Origin of the sequence: Rhizobium sp. AG855, from assembly GCF_003610655.1 — a bacterium.
GTDB lineage: Bacteria > Pseudomonadota > Alphaproteobacteria > Rhizobiales > Rhizobiaceae > Allorhizobium > Allorhizobium wuzhouense.
The window spans coordinates 1,475,371-1,494,129 of record NZ_RAQG01000003.1 but is presented as its reverse complement, the minus strand read 5'-3'; the positions used below and the strand labels follow the sequence as shown (position 1 = coordinate 1,494,129).

At 61.9% G+C, this 18,759-nt stretch carries 15 protein-coding genes; 8 read left to right on the top strand and 7 right to left on the bottom strand.

Features of this window, described 5'->3' with window-relative positions:
- Positions 1–13 precede the first annotated feature (13 nt).
- The 3 genes from DFO46_RS07220 to DFO46_RS07210 form a co-directional block, all read right to left on the bottom strand.
- On the bottom strand, positions 14–838 hold the full coding sequence (locus tag DFO46_RS07220; protein ID WP_120276838.1) for a sulfite exporter TauE/SafE family protein: 825 nt from the start codon (positions 836–838) through the stop codon (positions 14–16).
- A 387-nt stretch (positions 839–1,225) separates the two neighbouring features.
- Complete coding sequence (locus DFO46_RS07215; RefSeq protein WP_120276837.1) at positions 1,226–2,014, bottom strand: hypothetical protein; 789 nt, start codon at positions 2,012–2,014, stop codon at positions 1,226–1,228.
- 153 nt (positions 2,015–2,167) lie between these two features.
- A complete protein-coding gene (locus DFO46_RS07210) occupies positions 2,168–3,979 on the bottom strand; it encodes a methyl-accepting chemotaxis protein (RefSeq protein WP_120276836.1) in 1,812 nt (603 codons plus the stop codon).
- Positions 3,980–4,160: 181 nt separating this feature from the next.
- Here DFO46_RS07210 and DFO46_RS07205 point away from each other — a divergent pair, with 181 nt between their 5' ends.
- Positions 4,161–4,553, top strand: coding sequence for an acyl-CoA thioesterase (locus tag DFO46_RS07205; RefSeq protein WP_110790977.1), 393 nt, complete (start codon positions 4,161–4,163; stop codon positions 4,551–4,553).
- A gap of 117 nt (positions 4,554–4,670) precedes the next feature.
- On the opposite strand, the gene DFO46_RS07200 is transcribed toward DFO46_RS07205, so the two are convergent.
- Positions 4,671–5,045, bottom strand: coding sequence for a DUF4440 domain-containing protein (locus tag DFO46_RS07200; protein ID WP_245422524.1), 375 nt, complete (start codon positions 5,043–5,045; stop codon positions 4,671–4,673).
- 141 nt (positions 5,046–5,186) lie between these two features.
- The gene (locus DFO46_RS07195) at positions 5,187–5,537 is read right to left on the bottom strand and encodes a DMT family protein (RefSeq protein ID WP_110790979.1); all 351 of its coding nucleotides are present in this window, start codon (positions 5,535–5,537) and stop codon (positions 5,187–5,189) included.
- Between the two features lie 292 nt (positions 5,538–5,829).
- Between DFO46_RS07195 and DFO46_RS07190 the strand changes: the two genes are divergently transcribed.
- From DFO46_RS07190 to DFO46_RS07170, 6 genes are all read left to right on the top strand, one after another.
- Positions 5,830–7,839 carry an EAL domain-containing protein gene (locus DFO46_RS07190; protein ID WP_120276835.1) on the top strand — a complete coding sequence of 670 codons (2,010 nt, stop codon included), beginning with the start codon at positions 5,830–5,832 and terminating at the stop codon, positions 7,837–7,839.
- An 80-nt stretch (positions 7,840–7,919) separates the two neighbouring features.
- Positions 7,920–8,840, top strand: coding sequence for an HNH endonuclease (locus DFO46_RS07185; RefSeq protein ID WP_120276834.1), 921 nt, complete (start codon positions 7,920–7,922; stop codon positions 8,838–8,840).
- 132 nt (positions 8,841–8,972) lie between these two features.
- Complete coding sequence (uvrB, locus tag DFO46_RS07180) at positions 8,973–12,077, top strand: excinuclease ABC subunit UvrB (protein WP_120276833.1); 3,105 nt, start codon at positions 8,973–8,975, stop codon at positions 12,075–12,077.
- 127 nt (positions 12,078–12,204) lie between these two features.
- Positions 12,205–12,354 (top strand): hypothetical protein, encoded by a 150-nt coding sequence (locus DFO46_RS23855; RefSeq protein ID WP_183041859.1) that lies wholly within the window; start codon positions 12,205–12,207, stop codon positions 12,352–12,354.
- Between the two features lie 219 nt (positions 12,355–12,573).
- Positions 12,574–13,659 carry a GTP pyrophosphokinase gene (locus DFO46_RS07175; protein ID WP_120276832.1) on the top strand — a complete coding sequence of 362 codons (1,086 nt, stop codon included), beginning with the start codon at positions 12,574–12,576 and terminating at the stop codon, positions 13,657–13,659.
- A 1,702-nt stretch (positions 13,660–15,361) separates the two neighbouring features.
- The gene (locus DFO46_RS07170; protein WP_120276831.1) at positions 15,362–15,868 is read left to right on the top strand and encodes a hypothetical protein; all 507 of its coding nucleotides are present in this window, start codon (positions 15,362–15,364) and stop codon (positions 15,866–15,868) included.
- Positions 15,869–16,274: 406 nt separating this feature from the next.
- On the opposite strand, the gene DFO46_RS07165 is transcribed toward DFO46_RS07170, so the two are convergent.
- Positions 16,275–16,907 (bottom strand): DnaJ domain-containing protein, encoded by a 633-nt coding sequence (locus DFO46_RS07165; RefSeq protein WP_183041858.1) that lies wholly within the window; start codon positions 16,905–16,907, stop codon positions 16,275–16,277.
- A gap of 466 nt (positions 16,908–17,373) precedes the next feature.
- Here DFO46_RS07165 and DFO46_RS07160 point away from each other — a divergent pair, with 466 nt between their 5' ends.
- The gene (locus tag DFO46_RS07160; protein WP_006724570.1) at positions 17,374–17,586 is read left to right on the top strand and encodes a cold-shock protein; all 213 of its coding nucleotides are present in this window, start codon (positions 17,374–17,376) and stop codon (positions 17,584–17,586) included.
- A 107-nt stretch (positions 17,587–17,693) separates the two neighbouring features.
- Here DFO46_RS07160 and dusA read toward each other — a convergent pair whose 3' ends face one another.
- Entirely contained in the window at positions 17,694–18,758 is a 1,065-nt protein-coding gene (gene dusA, locus DFO46_RS07155; protein ID WP_120276830.1) for a tRNA dihydrouridine(20/20a) synthase DusA, read from the bottom strand.
- Position 18,759: the final 1 nt, after the last annotated feature.

Here is an 18,759-nt window from a genome sequence, read left to right as displayed (position 1 = left end):
CCGTGCGCCGGTCTCAGTGCCCCACCAGGCTCCAGAAAAACCGCGCCGAAACGAACAGCAAAAACACCGCGAACCCCACTTCCAGCTGCCGCTTGTTGAGGCTGTGGGCGAGTTTCACCCCATAGGGTGCGACCACCATGGTGATCGGAAAGATCACGGCAAAGGCGATCCAGTTGACGAAGCCGGTCGAAAACGGCGGCAGGCCCGCCTCGCCCCAGCCGGCATAGATAAAGCCGAAAACGGCCGGGATCGAGATCAGCACGCCCACACCCGAGGAGGTCGCCACCGCCTGGTGGATCGGCCGTCCGTAAAGCGTCATGAAGGTGTTGTTGAACACCCCGCCCCCGACCCCCATCAGCCCGGAAAACAGTCCGATCGCCGAACCCGTCAGGAAGCGCCAGGGCTGGCCCGGCAGCTCTGTGCCGAGATGCAGCCGGTTGGAGAGAAACAGCATGCGGGCGGCGAGCACCAGCCCCATCACCGCGAAAAAGAGGCGAAGCCCGGCACTCGAGACGTAAGCCGCAACCACGGTCGCCGCGAGCGCGCCCAGGGGCACCGCGATCATCCACCCCTTCAGCAGCCCCATATCGACCGCCCCGCGCGCCTGATGCGCCCGGAACGACCGGATCGAGGTCGGCACGATCAGCGCCGTCGAGGTGCCGACGGCGAGATGCATGATGACATGTTCGGGGATCCCGGCATAACCGAAGACCTGATAGAACACCGGCACCAGCACCGCACCGCCACCAATCCCGAACACGCCGGCCAGCAGCCCCGCCACGGCACCGGCAACAGCAAGCATCGCGGCAAACATCAGGATATCGGCAATCGGCGGCATGGTTGGCTCCGGAAGACGCAGGCCTTCCCGGGAAGGGAGACCTTGGGCGGCAGGATGCGGCGCCCGCCACCCCTTTCGATCTAGGGGTATGGCAGAGCCGACACCTCAAGCCTCTAGGCCCTGCCCGCACCGCCCGCAAGGCCGCCTGAGGCCGCGGCGGTACGGCTCTCGCATGGGCGCACCCGGTCGCTGAGCCGCAAGAAGGAAAGCCGCAAAGTTTTCCGAAAGCCAGACTGCCAAACCTGGGATGCGCCCAGAAAACGGTGGGGACGGCCATCCCCCTCATCCGCCCAGGGCGGAAAGCCCACAGCAGCACCAAGGTACGACCGCCGTTCAACATAAAAAGAATAAGGCAATTCCCTAATTAGAGAATTAGGGAGGCGCGCGCTAACGGCAGTTCCGCTTGTCGAGATAGAGCGAACAATCCTTGCCCGCCGGCGCCCGTCGCGGCGGGGCTGAGGCCGCAACCCGCCGGCTCGACACCGGTCCCGGATCGTTCATGCCCGAATTGCCGCTGTCCGCCGAAAGCGGCAGGATCCCGCCCTCGTCCGGCATCTGCTCGGCAACCTGCGTTTCCTGCACTGCCGGCTGCGGTCCTGTCGGCCCCGTCACGATCTGCGTCGGCTCGTCGAACCCGATGCCGTCCACCACCGGCTGGCTCGTATTGCCCTCGGCGATCGCCATGGCTCCATCCTGCGTCACGAGCTGCGGCTGCACACCGACCGGGCTCGCCGCATCGGCATAACTCGCATCGGAAACCCCGACCCCGAGCTCACCGTCAATATTGACGCCGCCTTCCGGGATCGCCATGGCGCTCATCGTCTGGCCCGCCCATGCATCGGACGATGCCGGCGCCATCCGGGATGCGCCCTGAACCGCGCCGTTGCCGGCCAGATTGGGGGTGTTGAGATAGTCGATGCCTTCGCTGCCGGCATTCTGCTGACCTGCGGGTGGCGCATAGGCCGCAGCCTCCGCCTGGGGATCGCCGACGCGCCCGACAAGCACCCGCCCGTCCCGCGTCCGCTCCACCTTGCCGATCATCTGATCGCCGGGCCTCGCACCGCCGCCGACATCGGCAAGCGGAATGCGGTCACTGCCGGAACAGCCTGACAGGAGCAGGGCCGAAAAGGCAGCGATCGTGAGCCGGCTGCCAAGGGACGAAAACACAAAACTCATTTCACCCTCGATGGCCCGTTATGGGACAACTTCAGGCAGCATAAGCCATTCCGGCTTAATGCGCCATGAACGACCGCCACCAGAAATCCGGGGCAAAAATGAAGGGCCGGCGGATCGCTCCGCCGGCCCTTGTGCGTGCGTCTGGACTGACCGTCAGGCCGCCCGTCGATGGCCCGCCGCCGGGCTCCCATGGACCTTGAGGCGCGACAGCAGCTGGCGCAGATTGTAGCTCTCTTCCGCCAGCGATTGCCCGGCCGCCGAGGTTTCCTCCACCATGGCCGCATTCTGCTGCGTCATCTGGTCCATGTGGTTGACCGAGGTGTTGATCTCCGCCAGACCCGTCGCCTGCTCCTTCGCTGCCGTGGCAATCGTGTTGACGCTGTCGTTCACGCGGTTGACCAGCGCCTCGATCTCCAGCAGCGCATCCCCCGTCGAGCGCACCAGGCCGACGCCGGTGTCGACTTCGGCCGCCGACGCGCTGATCAGCGTCTTGATCTCCTTCGCCGCATTGGCGGAACGCTGCGCCAGTTCGCGCACCTCCTGCGCCACGACCGCAAAGCCGCGACCCGCCTCGCCTGCCCGCGCCGCCTCGACGCCGGCATTGAGCGCCAGGAGGTTCGTCTGGAAGGCGATCTCGTCGATCACGGAAATGATCTGGCTGATTTTCTGCGAAGAGCCCTCGATCCGGCCCATGGCATCGACCGCATTGCGCACGATCTCGCCGGAACGGTTGGCACTCGTCTTCGTCTCGGCCACCATCTGGCGTGCCTCGTTGGCCCGCTCCGCCGCCGTGCGCACGGTTGCGGTAATCTCGTCCAGCGCTGCCGCCGTCTCTTCCAGGGCCGCCGCCTGCTGCTCCGTGCGCTTCGACAGGTTGTTGGTCGCCTCGCTGATATTGCCGGCCGAGGACGTTACGACCTCGCTCGTCTGGTTGATCGCCGCAATCACGCCGGCAAGCGACTGGACGGCCCGGTTGAAATCATGGCGCAGCTTTTCGTAGTCGGCCCCGATCGCGTCGATCTGCACCGTCAGGTCCCCCTCGGCCAGCTGCTCCAGCGCCGCACCGATCGCGCCGATCGCATGGCTCTGCCGTTCGGCGGAGGTCCTGAGCTGCGTCTCGTTGCGCGCCCGTTCGCCGTTCAGGCTCTCCTGTTGCTCGGCTTCGCGGCTGCGCATATCGATCCGGTCGCGCACGCTGTCGCGCAGAACCTGCAGTGTCTGTGCCATCCGGCCGATCTCGTCGCGCCGGTCGGCATCGGTGATTGCGGTATCGACCCGCTCGTCGGCAATGTCTCTCATCGCCGATTTCAGCCGGTTGATCGGGGAAACCACGCTGCGCACAACCATGGTGGCACAGAAGAGGATGGCGAGAATGGCAACACCGATGATGACGGCATATTCCGTCGCCGTCCGGCGAAACAACGCCGCCAGGTCGTCCGAATAGACGCCGGTGCCGACAATCCAGCCCCAGGGCTCGAAACCGACGACATGGCTGAACTTCTCGACCGGCGCATCGAAGCCCGGCTTCGGCCAGTAATAGTCGACGAAACCTTCCTTGTGGGCCTTCACCGTGTTGACGAATTCGACGAACAGGTGCTTGCCGTTCGTATCCTTGTTCTCGCTCAGATTCTTGCCATTCAGCTCCGGCTTGATCGGATGCATGATCATCACCGGCTGCATGTCGTTGATCCAGAGATAGCCGTCCGGGGCATAGCGCATGGCGGATACCACGTCCTTTGCCCGCTCCTGCGCCTCGGCCCGCGTCAGGCTGCCTTCCTGCTCCATCTTGTAGTATTTGTTGAAGATGGCGATAGCGTTGTCATTGATCTGGGCCAGCCCTGCCCGCCGTTCCTGGGTCAGCGCGTCATAGGCATTGAACAGGCTGTAGGTCAGCGTCGCAACCAGCACGGCCAACGCAATGGCGACGAGCGCATACAGGCGGACCGACAGGAACATGGATTTCATGAGGACCTCGGGCTTGTGTCAGAATTGCGTAAATTTTGATATTCGCCCCTTCCAATTTTCTAAATTTGCGAATGTCAATTATGATGGGTGGTTTTTCATCCCTCAAAAATGACAGATGGCGCCACCCAAGCCGGCGCGCTCTTTTGCCCTTGCCCGCGAAATACAGGAGTCGTTTACCGCCATGCCTCATCAGCCAAGCTCTGCCCCTCAAGGAGAACTCACGCTCCGCACGCTGGCCATGCCGGCAGATGCCAATGCGGCAGGCGACATTTTCGGCGGCTGGGTCATGGCTCAGATGGACCTGGCCTGCGGCATCCGCGCCGCCGAGCGCGCCCATGGCCGCGTCGTCACCGCCGCCGTCCAGGAAATGGCCTTCGCCATGCCGGTCAAGATCGGCGACACACTCTGCGTCTATACCGAGATCAGCCGCGTCGGTCGCACATCCATGACACTGAAGGTCGAAACCTGGGCCCAGCGTTATCTGACTCATGTGATGGAAAAGGTCACGGAAGCCACCTTTGTCATGGTCGCTCTCGATGCCGATGGCAAACCGACGCCAGTTCCGGCGGCCTGAACCCACCGGTTGATGCCGAACCCGGAGCAATTTCAGCAAAAGTGCGAAGCGGTTCTGCGTCCGGAATTGCGCAAGGACACGGAGGGAGCATGGAAGGCGAAGCCGTTTTCGCCGGATCTAGGCCCTGACTGTGCCCTGATGGAAAAACATCCGCCACGCCGTTCCGTCATGTTTCCAGATCGAACTGCGCAAGGCCGAGCGCGCGCTGCCATCGGCAAACAAGCGCTCGGTCTCGTAGGTCAAAAGCACGGCATCGCCCGAGATCGGCCTCAGAACGTAGTTGGCACTTCGGAACTGTGAAAGACCGCCTGCCTCTTCGGCGAGCAGCAGCTGGATGATCGCCGTCCTGTCGTAGACTGAACCGGACGCGCCAATCTCGACAAATCCTTCCGCCAGCAGCGTTTCAAGCGCTGCGCGCGAGCCTCGTGTCTCGGCACGATGCAGGCTCTCTTCCAGCGAACGGATCTCGGCAAGGCTCGGAAGACGGGTCAATGCGTACTCCTCGTCATCAGGCAGGGGGTGATCTCAGCGATCACCACCGCAGGCAAATATCCTGCGCAAGCAACCCGGCTCCACACCATGGAAGCCGGGCGCTTCTGGGTCGTGTTTCGCCCGACAAGCCGGGCCGGTCTGTCATCCACGAAACACGAAGGCCGCGCCGGCCGCGATGAGCGCAAAACCGATGGCGTGGTTGATTGTCAGGCTCTCCTTCAGGAAGAACACCGAGAAACCGGAGAACACGATCAGCGTGATCACTTCCTGCATCGTCTTCAGCTGGGCAGCGGAATAGACCTCCGAGCCGATGCGGTTGGCGGGCACGGCCAGGCAGTATTCGAAGAAGGCGATCCCCCAACTCGCAACGATGGCGATCCACAGGGCCGAGGTCTTGTATTTGAGATGGCCATACCAGGCGAAGGTCATGAAGATGTTGGATGCCGAAAGAAGCAGGATCGGCCATAAGGCGGCAGGGGTAAATGTGGGCATGGAAACACCGGGGGACGGAGCAAAAGGAACGAAACGGCGAGCGCCGAATCTGCCGCCATCATCGACCGTTTTGCCCACAAGGCCAAGATCAACTGCATGTCGGCACCGCCTTGCATCCCGCCCGAAGATGCGTTCGCAACGCCCGGATTTCGCGCATGATGGCAATGAGAGGGAGACCGATCAACCTCCGATAGTCTCGCGCCTTTTAATAGATCCAACCCTCGGGCTGTAACAGACCGTTAAAACACTGCTGATATTGCTGCATTATTGCGATTAAGCTGGATATTTGAGCATGGATTCCCGATTGCGCAGGAATGGTGGATTTCCCCTTGCAATCCTGCAAGCGCAGGTCGCGGATATCGAACGCGGTTATCGCTCCATCCTCACTGCCAATGTGGCAGCGCATCTCGCTGTCCTGCTGCTACTCCATATCAACGGCGGAATTCACTGGGCGTCGGCGCTCTGGTTTGCCTTCTCAATGGCGGCAATCATCTTCCGCGAGATCTCGCTGAGCCGCATCCGCCGGGCTGGACTTCACATCTCCGATCCGAGCCGATGCCTGTCAATTCTGGCCCTCGGCGCCTTCCTCCATGGCATGATCTGGGCCGGCCTCCCTTTGGCCATTCCCGATTTCGAGCCGCTCGGTCAGCACACGCCGATCATGATGATCATGGGCGGCATGGCGACGGGCTCGATTGTCCGGCAATTCGGCTATACCCCGCTGGCGCTCGCCTATGCCGTGCCGATCCTGCTGTCGCAGCTCTTGAGCCTCGCGCACCACGGCGGCGGCAGCGACCTTATCGTTGGCGCATGCCTCGCCATTCTGATGATCGTCTTTATCCGCCGCAGCCTTTGGGCCGAGCGCATCTTCGTCAACAGCCAGATTGCCCGCCACGAAGCAACGACGCTCGCAGACAGTTTGACCCGCGCCAACAGCGACATCTTGCGACAGAATACCCGTCTCGAGGCTCTCGCCAATCGTGACACGCTGACCGGCCTCTCCAACCGGATGTTCTTCCATGGACGTCTGACCGGCGACATCGCCCGCGCTGCGGTGCTTTCCGAGGCCGTCGCCCTGCTGATCTTCGACGTCGAGCGCTTCCAGGCGATCAACGACACGCTCGGCCACAGCGCCGGCGACGCGCTGCTGCGCGAGATCGGCGCCAGGCTCGAAGCGCTGATCGGAGACGGCAGCCTGATCGCCCGCCTCGGCGGCGACGAATTTGCCGTCATCGTCTCCGGAAACGACGCGATCGAACGGGCCCGCGCCCATGCCAACCGCGTCATCGAGGCGAGCCGCACCCCGATCGGCTGGGGCCAGCACCGCGCCATCATTGGCCTCAGCGTCGGACTGGCCACCTATCCGGATCATGCCGGCACCGCCGAGGAATTGCTGATCTGCGCCGATATGGCCCTCTATGAGGCCAAGCGTGGCGACCGGCGCAAGCCCGGCGAGTTCGATCCCGAATTGCGTCTCAATGCCGAGAGAAAGCGTCGGATCGAACAGGATCTCTGCGCCGCCATCGACAGCGGCGCCGTCGGAGCCTGGTTCCAGCCCCAGCTCGACCTCGCCACCCGCCGCATCACCGGCTTCGAGGCGCTGGTCCGCTGGCAGCATCCGCAGCTCGGCTTCATCGCTCCGCCCGATATCGTCAATGCCGCCCAGGCCATGCATGTGTCGGAACGCCTGACCGCCCGGATCGCGGCCGACGCCTGCGTGCTGGCGCGCCAGCTGCCCGAGTTCGGCCTGAAGAACGCCAGCGTCGCGCTGAACGTCTCGCCGCGCGAATTCGCCCTCTATTCCGTTGCCGACATGCTGGAGAAGGTCACGGCCGACCATGGGGTCTGGCCGTCAGCGCTGGAAATCGAAATCACCGAGGAAGCCATCCTCGATCCGGCGCTCGCCGATGCCCAGCTGAAGCGGCTGGAAGAAGCGGGCTACAAGCTCGCCGTCGACGATTTCGGCATGGGACATTCCTCGCTGGCCTATCTGATCAGCCTGAAGGTGGACCGCCTGAAGATCGACCGCAGCTTCGTCAAGGACGTCGCCCGCTGCGAGACCAACCAGAAACTGGTGACAGCCATGGTCAGCCTCGGCCACTCGCTGGATCTCGACATCGTCGTCGAAGGTGTCGAAACCAACGAGGACGCCGCAGTCCTCGCCCGCCTCGGCTGCACGGTCGCGCAAGGCTACCTCTTCGCCCGCCCCATGCCACCCAAGGCACTCGCCACCTGGATCGCCGAGCACCAGACCACGGCCATCAAGCGCAAGCGCAAGACGGGTCATTTGTCGGTGGCGTAAGAAGAGGCCATCGCATCGCCGCTTGCTACCCCCGCCACACCGCGCATACTGCGGTTCACTCAGCAGGACTCAGGCATCTGATGGCCAAGGCGATCTTCTATCACAAGGACGACAGCACCTATAAAGACATCCGTGGCAGGCAGTATCATTTCCCAAAGATGTACCTGTCGCGTGTGCAGCAGGCTCTGGGAGACTGGATCGTCTACTATGGTCCGCTGCCAGGCAGTTCCGGTCGCTACTATTCCGGCCTTGCTCGAGTCACGGCCGTTGAACCAGACGATGATCTTCCGGAGCATTACTACGCGAGACTTGCCGACTACATCGACTTCGATAGCCCCTTGGATTACCGCCTGAATGGAGGCTTCGAACGGCAGCTTGTGGCACCGGACGGCAGCGTCAATCCTGGCCGAAGCGTTCAGGCGGTGCGCGTGATCAGCGACCAAGAATTTGTGGCGCTGGTTCAGGAAGGTCTGTCCGAGCCGGATGAATGGCCGCAACGCACGGATCAGCCAGACGGCAATTCTCTGCCGCATCACCCGCTCGCCATCCTTGCTGTTGAGGAAAACGCGCAGGCGGACTACAGCGTCGACGGTTTCATCCGCCCGATCATCGCCCAGACCATCAATCGGCCGTTTCGAGACGCCAAGTTCCGCCAACATATTCGCCGTGTTTACGACCGAACCTGCGCCTTCACCGGACTGCGGTTGATCAACGGCGGCGGGCGTCCGGAAGTGGAGGCTGCGCATATCGTGCCCGTCGAACGTGGTGGCAATGACTCGGTCCAGAACGGCATTGCCCTGTCGGGCACAGTGCACTGGATGTTTGATCGCGGTCTCTTGTCGCTGGCAGACGACTTTAGCATCCTTCAGTCACGGCAGCTGAACGAAGACGTTTCGCATCTGCTGGTCCGCGACGGCAGGGCGCGTGTGCCCTCTCCGGCCCATCTGCGCCCTCATCCGCATTACCTTGCCTGGCATCGCGACAACATCTTTAAGCACTGACACCCGACGCCTGTCGACGGCACACCCTCCTGCCACCACCCTGGCAACAACCCGCGCCACCCGTTGCGTTTTCGTTCTGATTATCCCGCCCCGCCCCTTCCCTTTGCCAACAGGCTTCTCCATATTCCGGCCATGGCCAAATCTCCCAAATCCTCCGCCCCCTCGACCGGATTCGAGGAAGCCCCGCAAGCCTCGTTCGAAGGCGCACCTTTGTCCGGCTCGGTGTCGGACTGGGTGAAGCAGCTGGAGGCCGAGGCGGAAGCCTCCACGGTCGAGAGCCAGCGCGAATTGGCCTCGAAAGCCGGCAAGCATCGCAAGAAGATCGAGATCGAGGCCCGCCGCCACGCCGAAAAGGTTGCGCTGGAAAAGGCGCAGCAGTCGGCCGCAGGCCGCAAGCCCGAACGGGCGTCCGAGCCAATGCGAGGCCCCCGCGGAGCGAAGTCGCAAAGCGACGACAGCGTGAGCGCAAAACAAGTCACCGCCAAGAACACCACCTCGACCAAAACCTCCCGCGGCGTCTCGATCGGCGCCTCCTCCGATCCGAAAACCCGCGCCGCAGCCGGCCTCAATCCGATCGCCGGCATGGATGTCTCGCTCGAGGAAGCCGAATCCCTCGCCCCTGGCGCCGTCACGGCCACCGTCGAGGCCCTCTCCGCCCTGATCGAAAGCGGCAACCCGCTGTTCAAGAACGGCGAACTCTGGATGCCGCACCGCCCGGCCCGCCCGGCGAAATCCGAAGGCGGCGTGCCGATCCGCATGGCCTCCGATTTCGAGCCCGCCGGCGACCAGCCCACTGCCATCAAGGACCTCGTCGAGGGCCTGAAAAGCGACGACCGCACCCAGGTCCTGCTCGGTGTCACCGGCTCCGGCAAAACCTTCACCATGGCCAAGGTGATCGAGGAGACCCAGCGCCCCGCCGTCATCCTTGCGCCGAACAAGACGCTCGCCGCCCAGCTCTATTCCGAGTTCAAGAACTTCTTCCCCGACAACGCGGTCGAATATTTCGTCTCCTATTACGACTACTACCAGCCGGAAGCCTATGTGCCGCGCTCGGATACCTTCATCGAGAAGGAATCGTCGATCAACGAACAGATCGACCGCATGCGCCACGCCGCCACCCGCGCCATCCTCGAGCGCGACGACTGCATCATCGTCGCCTCCGTCTCCTGCATCTATGGTATCGGCTCGGTCGAAACCTACACCGCCATGACCTTCCAGATGTCGGTCGGCGACCGCATCGACCAGCGCCAGCTCTTGGCCGACCTCGTCGCCCAGCAATACAAGCGCCAGGACATCAATTTCGTCCGCGGCTCCTTCCGCGTCCGTGGCGACACGATCGAACTCTTCCCCGCCCACCTGGAGGATGCCGCCTGGCGCATCACCCTCTTCGGCGACGAGATCGAGTCGATCACCGAGTTCGACCCGCTCACCGGCAAGAAGACCGGCGACATGAAGTCGGTGAAGATCTACGCCAACAGCCACTATGTCACGCCGCGCCCCGCCCTCAACGGCGCGATCAAGGCGATCAAGGACGAGCTGAAGACCCGCCTCGCCGAGCTCGAAAAGGGCGGCCGCCTCTTGGAAGCCCAGCGCCTCGAACAGCGCACCCGCTACGACATCGAAATGCTCGAGGCGACCGGCTCCTGCGCCGGCATCGAGAACTATTCGCGCTACCTCACCGGCCGCAAACCCGGCGAGCCGCCGCCGACGCTCTTCGAATACATCCCCGACAACGCCCTGCTTTTCATCGACGAGAGCCACGTCTCCGTCTCCCAGATCGGCGGCATGTACCGAGGCGACTTCCGCCGCAAGGCGACGCTCGCCGAATACGGCTTCCGCCTGCCCTCCTGCATGGACAACCGCCCGCTGCGCTTCGAGGAATGGGACGCCATGCGCCCCCAGACCATCGCCGTCTCCGCCACCCCCGGCAGCTGGGAAATGGAAGAATCCGGCGGTGTCTTCGCCGAACAGGTCATCCGACCCACAGGCCTCATCGACCCGCCGGTCGAAATCCGCCCGGCCAAATCCCAGGTCGACGACGTGCTCGGCGAGATCCGCGAAACCGCGCAAAAGGGCTACCGCACCCTCGTCACCGTGCTCACCAAGCGCATGGCCGAAGACCTCACCGAATACCTGCACGAGCAGGGCGTGCGCGTCCGCTACATGCATTCCGACATCGACACGCTGGAGCGCATCGAGATCATCCGCGATCTCCGCCTCGGCGCCTTCGACGTGCTGGTCGGCATCAACCTGCTGCGCGAAGGCCTCGACATCCCCGAATGCGGCTTCGTCGCCATTCTCGATGCCGACAAGGAAGGTTTCCTCCGCTCGGAAACCTCGCTGGTCCAGACCATCGGCCGCGCCGCGCGAAACGTCGACGGCAAGGTCATCCTCTATGCCGACCAGATCACCGGCTCGATGCAGCGCGCCATGGACGAAACCTCCCGCCGCCGCGAAAAGCAGATGGCCTACAACACCGAACACGGCATCACGCCTGAGTCCGTCAAGGCCCGCATCTCCGACATCCTCGACAGCGTCTACGAGCGCGACCACGTCCGCGCCGACATCTCGGGCGCCACGGGCGGCAAGGGCTTTGCAGACGGCGGCCACCTCGTTGGCAACAACCTCCAGGCCCATCTCAACGCGCTCGAAAAATCCATGCGCGACGCCGCCGCCGACCTCGACTTCGAAAAGGCCGCGCGCCTCCGCGACGAAATCAAACGCCTCAAAGCCGCCGAACTCGCCACCATGGACGATCCGATGGCCCGGCAGGAGGCCGGCGAAAGCCCGAAGAGCGGCAAGAGCCGAAGCAGCAGCGGCCCACTCTCCCCCCCTGTGGGGGAGATGTCGCCGCAGGCGACAGAGGGGGGTACCCCAGACGCGACGCAACCCCGCCTCTCCCCCTCCGGCCGCAACAAATCCGGCACCCCCGAGGGCAAGGGCAGCAGCCTCTCGCCCGAAAACCCCGAGGCCACCTCTTACTTCCGCAAAAACACCCTCGACGAAATGACCGTCGGCCGCACCGAAAAACCGGTCACCGGCAAGCTGCCGGAAAAGCCGGAGGCCCCTCCTTCTCCCCGTTCACGGGGAGAAGGTGCCCGAAGGGCGGATGAGGGGCAACCAGACGACCCCCGCCCCATCATCCGCGCCCGCGCTGGCGCCGGCTCCTACGAGGACACGGGCGACGGCAAGCGCAAGGCAAGGACGAAGGGGAAGACGGGGCGGCCGGGCCGCTGACCCCTCCTTCTCCCCGCCTGCGGGGAGAAGGTGCCCGAAGGGCGGATGAGGGGCATCCCCTCCCCCTTGTGGGGAGGGTTAGGGAGGGGCAAACTGCAACCTCGACGGCCACCACTCTCAGAATCCCATGCAAGACTTCGCAGCGATACTCTCCGATATCCTCAGCTATATGAGCGCCGACCGGCGCAGCGAGTTCCGCAGCATCCGATGGCTGGTGCAAGGTGTGATGGTGGCTTCGGTGGTCGGCTTGGTGTGGGTGTTGTTGCTGATTAGCTAGCGTAGCAACGGCTAGAAGCTGTAAAGAGAGACACCTAGCTCCAGTTGCGATCAAAAATCATTAAGTTTGAACCAGATCTGAAAACAGATGACTTCACCCGTTCGCTACTGCGCAGTTGTGAGTTAGAAGAATATTGCAGACGCATCACTCGCGTCCTACCGGCGAAATAGCCGAACGATAGATGCGAATGCCAACCGATATTTGATTGGATCAACGATTATGGATTTTGAAAGAGAGATAGACGATCTACTTCCGAAGTATCGACTTCTGACGGCGTCAATTGAGAGCATAATCAAAAATCTAATTGAACAAAACAACATAGACTATCTTTCAATTTCAGGCAGAACAAAAAACAAAGAAGGAATATTAGAAAAAATAAAGAGAAAAAATTACAAAAATCCGAAGACGCAAATTACAGACATATCTGGTGTAAGAGTTATATTGTTTGTTGAATCGGACATAAAATTAGTATCAGATATAATAGAAGGTTCATTTGTTGTAGACAGATTGAATAGCAGCAACAAAGATGAAAATCTTTCTTTGAACCAAGTCGGATATCGGTCCGTTCATTTCGTATGCGACCTGGGTGAACAGCGATCGACACTTCCAGAATTCCAAGGCTTAGAAAATCTCAAATTTGAGATACAGATAAGAACCGTACTTCAGCACGCTTGGGCCGAGATGGCGCATGACAGGTCTTACAAGTTTCGCGGTCAGCTTCCGAGCAACATTCAGCGCCGACTTTATCTTCATGCAGGCCTGCTTGAAATAGCTGATAAGGGCTTCAGTGAACTAGCAACAGAGATCGATGATTATACGCGAAGTGTAAATCAGAGCTACGAAGCAGGTAATTTAGATATAGAGATAAACTCGATAAGCTTGACGGAATTCATTCAGAACTGGGCAGAAAAAAACAACTATCCCCTTGAGGATGCATCTGAAAACGTTAACGCTCAAGTTTCCGAGCTTGTAGTTGAATTAGCGGGATTTGGCATCAAAACGATTTCACAACTGAGCGACTTGATTCCGTCAAGATTTGTACAGAAAGCAAAAGAGTTAAATTTCCGTACAAATATATTTGGTTTGGTCAGAAACTTCATGATCATAGAAGATGTCGAGAAGATCATGAACCAGAAGAATGTTAAGTGGACATTTTATGATCCAAATGAAGACCCAGATGAAATTAAGCTACTGAGAGATCTGTCGACTGAGGAAAATTTCGTAAATATAAGGCGCAGAATAGATGAAGAAATGTATGAGGCAGAAGATCACGAATATGCGCCGGACGATGACGATTTTATCTGAAGAGTCCCAGTAAGCCGACGGGAGAATCCAGATTGCCAACAGCGTCGGAGAATTATTTGCTATTGCTCGCGGGAAATGGGTCCTTCCCTAGTATTGTAAGGTGATACTATCCAAGGCACCCGACATTTCGACGGCGGGCTGGGTCGGGCGCGGCGGTTCGGTCGGCACGCGCACCCCACCTCCCCCATGCGGGGGAGGACGGAAAATCGAAGGCTTAGGCGCGCGCAAGCCGCCTAAACTTCAGATTTTCCAGGAGAGGGGCACAGTTCCGTGGGCACCCACCCCACCGAGCCCCCCTCTTGCGAAATCTCAAGCTTTGGCCCTGATCGGGCCAATTCCTCTCAGAGCCTTCGCGCGGCGTCGCGCTCAGGCCTCCGTTCGCTGAAATCGATTCACTGGATCGATTTCTGGCCTTCGGCCACCGCTCGGAGGTCTCCCCCGCAAGGGGGGAGATGGAGCCCGAGATTGGCTTGTGTCTGGATCCTCGGGTCAAGCCCGAGGATGACGACCTCTCGGGGAGATAGGGGTATCCTCCGCAGACGTTATCCGCAGACGTATCCGGTGAAGACAGTAGCGGAGGATACCAGTCGCTCCCCCACACTCCGTCATCCTCGGGCTCGACCCGAGGATCCAGACACAAGCCTTCTGAGGCCAGACGGTCACGCCAGACAGCCCCATTTCCCAAAAAAGGGGGATGAATTCCGAACATTTCCCAACAAAATCAAACCCCGACACATTTTTTCATCCCCCACCCTTTTTCCTTTCGTAGAATCATCGCTGTCCCGCCCTCGGATACACCTGACGATGCGATGTCAGGCGAGGCGGGGCCGGCGCCGGGGTGGAGGGTTGTCGCAGATCCAAATCCCCGGCCCGCTGCAACGGTCTCCCTCCGGACGAAGGGCTTGACGAGGGTGATGGGGTCGGATGCCCCAAAGCCTGGATACCCTGATCGGAAGGACGTGCCTCAGAGGCACACAGACAAGGCGCCCGCGCTGTCGCGAACATCCAGACAGCGGGGCGAAACAAACGGCGGGGATGACGGCCTAAGCCGCAAATGGCAAAGGCCCCATCCCCCGGGCGAGGGTCCCGGTCGGATTGGTGCACCATCCGGCGGGAACCTCCCGGGCCACCGGCCAGGCTGAAGCGTCATCTCGTGTGATGCCACAGCCGGACCCGCGCCCGGTCATCCTCGGTCCTCGGGTCAAGCCCGAGGATGACGAGGACCGTCGCCGCCTTGCCAGAGAGACGCATGCAGCGGGAAAAAACGCCGAACGGGGCGCCGGAAGGAGCCACATACATTACTTAGACAGGTTGCTTCTGGCGCCTCGTCCGAGACAAGCATGCCCATCACCGGAGGGAGCGATCCCGACCGGCGGCGAAGCTTGGGTTTTTTGACAGTTCAGTTCTTGGATGGTGGGAGAGCGGGCCGCAAGCGCGGGGCCCATCTCCCCCTTGGTGGGGGAGAAAGCGATTTCGATGAATTAGGCGAGCGCAAGCCGCCTAAACATCTGAAATCGCCAGAGAGGGGGTCCGTTCGTCGTGCCACCATCACCGATCCCCTCACCAACAAAATCTGAGGTTTAGCCCTGATCGGGCTAAACCCTCGATTTTGTAACCTCTCCCACAAGGGGGAGAGGCGCCCCACCCGCCCATCCGCAATTCCCAATTTCGCGAATTCCCTGACCACCGAAAGGAGACCGACATGCCAGACCATCAGACCACCGAAGCCCCCGTCCCCGAACCGCTGGAGCTGCGCCTGCTGCGCGATCTTCTCGACGAACACGCAACCCCGCTCCGCTGCCCGCGGCGCCAATGCCGGCGCAGCCGGCACTGCAGCGGTCAGGCGCCTCTCGCGCATCTGCCTCTGGCCTCGGGCCAATCTCTCCCGCCCTGCGCGGCAAAGGCCAAACCCATCGTGCACCAGGAGCTCCGGGACATGGCCGGCCAGCTGCACCCGCATATCAGCCCCGGAACCGAGCCCCGCCAATGGCCCGAAGACGCGGAGGCCGCCGCCAAGATTCGACTGGCGCTCGCCAGGCTCCACCGCATCCACACCCGCCCCGGCCCACATCCGGAACACGAACGGGCCGCCCTCGCCGCCTGGGCCGCCAGCGATCCCAACCCGCAGGCCACTGCCCTTTACCGCTGCGGCTGGCACCACATAAAACCGGAAAAACGCCCCTCCGTCAGTCCGGGCACCGCGGCATGAGGGCGCCCACCCCCCCTTGAGGGGGGGAGGTCGCCGCAGAGCGGCGGGTGGGGGTGACACCAGGCTGGTCGCCAGCAGATATCCGGAGAAGCGGTCACACCACCCCGGACCTGCGGTCCGACCCTCCCCCTCAAGGGGTGGGTGGGCCCCGCATCCGGCGCTGTCGCGCCACCTTCTCCCCGCTGGGGAAAAGAGCCAACCCGCAGCTTATCCCCTCATGCTGAGGTGGGCTCGATTGCGCCCCTCGAAGCACGAGGCCCCGGCCTCCACTCTCCCCACCTGTGGGGGAGATGTCGGCGCAGCCGACAGAGGGGGGTATGCCGCAGGCAAGGACACCTGCGGACAGTGCCGCCGGGTCAAGCCCTCCCCCTTGTGGGGAGGGTTTGGGAGGGGAAAGACGGAGCCCCTACTCCGCCGCCTTCGGCAGATCCTCGGCCTCGACTTCGGGCGCCAGCGGTTCCATCTCGTAGGAATAGCCCTCGAGCATGGAATAGGCCCGCTCGATCGCGCCGATCTGCACCTCCGACGCCTTGATGGCATCGGTGATCGACTGCGCTCGCGCCCTGAGCATAGAGCCGAGCACGTCGGTGTCGGGCCGGCGGCCGAGCCGGTCGAGATGTTTGCGCACCCGCGCCCGGTGGCGTTCCAGCTCGAGAATGTGGAAGCGGCATTTCAGGATGTCGTCGGTCAGTTTGCGGCGCAGCCCCGCGACCGGGTCGAAACTGCCGGGCTCCCGCTCGTCGAGGATCATGTCGTTGATCAAGGTTTCCAGCACGATCAGGCCCTTGAGGTCAGCGGGTTCGGCAAGCTGCGGATCGTAGCCGGTATCGTCGAACACGCGGCGGCGCACCGGATCCTTCAGCAGTTCGTAGCAGACGGAGATTTTCGCAAAGGCCTCGGCATCGCCGCCGGCATCCGGATGGGCGGTCTTCGCCACCTTGCGATAGGCCGCCTTGATCGCGGCATCGTCGGCATCGCGCGCCACGCCCAGAAGCTCGTAAGGATCGATCACCGCGGCACCCGTTTTCGCCATACTCATTCACTCCCGCGTCCGACCGGCCCCGCCTCAGGCCCGATCCCCCTTCCCCTAAACCCGGATGGAGGCCGCTTCAAGACGGAACACCGCGTCGTCCCCGGTCGTGACGCAGCCGCCCGGCGGCGCTCGGCCGGACGGCAAGCGCTGGCATGGCATCGTTACCACCCATCAAATCTCAAGGAATTCAGGCCGTTGACAAAAATTTGCGCGCGCAAGTGTGACTTTTCGTACTTGCCAAGGTTCGGAAATGCCCCTACCTCTTTTGGCGTTCGGGCAGCAATGATCCCGGAGACTGGACCGATTTGTATCGACCGCCCAGGCGGTCCTTGGGGGCTTTCTCCCGCCGGTAGACGTTCTTTCCCCGTTATCGCGATCCCTCGACGGTTCCGTTTCGGCGGAACTTCAACCCTGCCGCTTCCGGTTCGCCGGCCGTGGCGCAGACGACAACACGGGAACAAGGACTATCCCCATGGCCACCAAGGGCACTGTTAAATTCTTCAACCAGGACAAGGGCTTCGGCTTCATCACCCCGGAAGGCGGCGCAAAGGACGTGTTCGTCCACATCTCCGCGCTCCAGGCCTCGGGCCTGCAGACCCTGCAGGATGGCCAGCAGGTCACCTTCGACACCGAGCCGGATCGCATGGGCAAAGGCCCCAAGGCCGTCAACATCCAGGCTGCCTGATCAAAAGTTTCGAATGGCGTCCCCCGGGGCGCCATTCTCGCTTTTGGGGCCTGAAAACCCCGCTCTGAAATACGCCGGCCCGAAAAACGCCAGGATGCCGCGCTAGCTTATTCCGCAGCTTCGGAGCTGCCGGATGCGCCCTGTGTCTTCGGCCCACCGGATATGTCGACCGCCGCAAAGGCTTCGGCGATCAGATCAGGCGAAACACCCGGCTTCGTCGCCTCCGACGACAGGATCTGCCGATAACGCCGGGCGCCGGCATAACCCTGGAATAGCCCGACCATATGCCGCGTGACATGGTTGAGCCGCCCGCCCGACGCGATCACCCGCTCGGCATAGGCGATCATGACATCCCGCAGCCGGTCCCAGTCGACCGGATTGGAAGCGTCACCATAGATCCGCCAGTCGACCTCGATGAGCAGAGTGGCATTGTGATAACTCGCCCGCCCGAGCATGACGCCATCCATGACGGAAAGATGCGCAAGTGCTTGATCCAGGTCGGAAATCCCGCCATTGATCCCGAGAAAGACATCCGGGTTCTCCCGCTTCATCCGGTAGACCAATTCGTAATCCAGCGGCGGAATCTCCCGGTTCTCCTTCGGCGACAGGCCCTTCAGCCAGGCCTTCCGCGCATGGATCCAGATCGCGTCGGCCCCTGCCCCGATCATCCGGGCGAGGAAATCGGGAAGCACCTCGGCCGGCTCCTGATTATCCACCCCGATCCGGCACTTGACGGTAACCGGCACCGTCGCCACCTGTTTCATCGCGGCAACACAGGCCTCGACCACCTCGGGCGTCTGCATCAGACAGGCCCCGAAGGTCCCCGACTGCACCCGGTCCGAGGGACAGCCGACGTTGAGGTTGATCTCGTCATAGCCGTAATCCGAAGCGATCCGGACCGCCTCGACCAGCTTTCCCGGATCCGACCCGCCAAGCTGCAGCGCGACCGGATGCTCTGCCTCATTGAACGACAGCAGCTTCTCACGCGGCCCATGGATGATCGCATCGGCCACCACCATCTCGGTGTAGAGCAGCGCGTTGGAAGACAGCTGGCGATGAAAATACCGGCAATGCCGATCAGTCCAGTCGATCATCGGGGCAACGGCGAAAACGGGAGCCTTGAGATATTTGTAGTTTTCTTTTTTTACAGACACATACCGCACTTTCTTCATC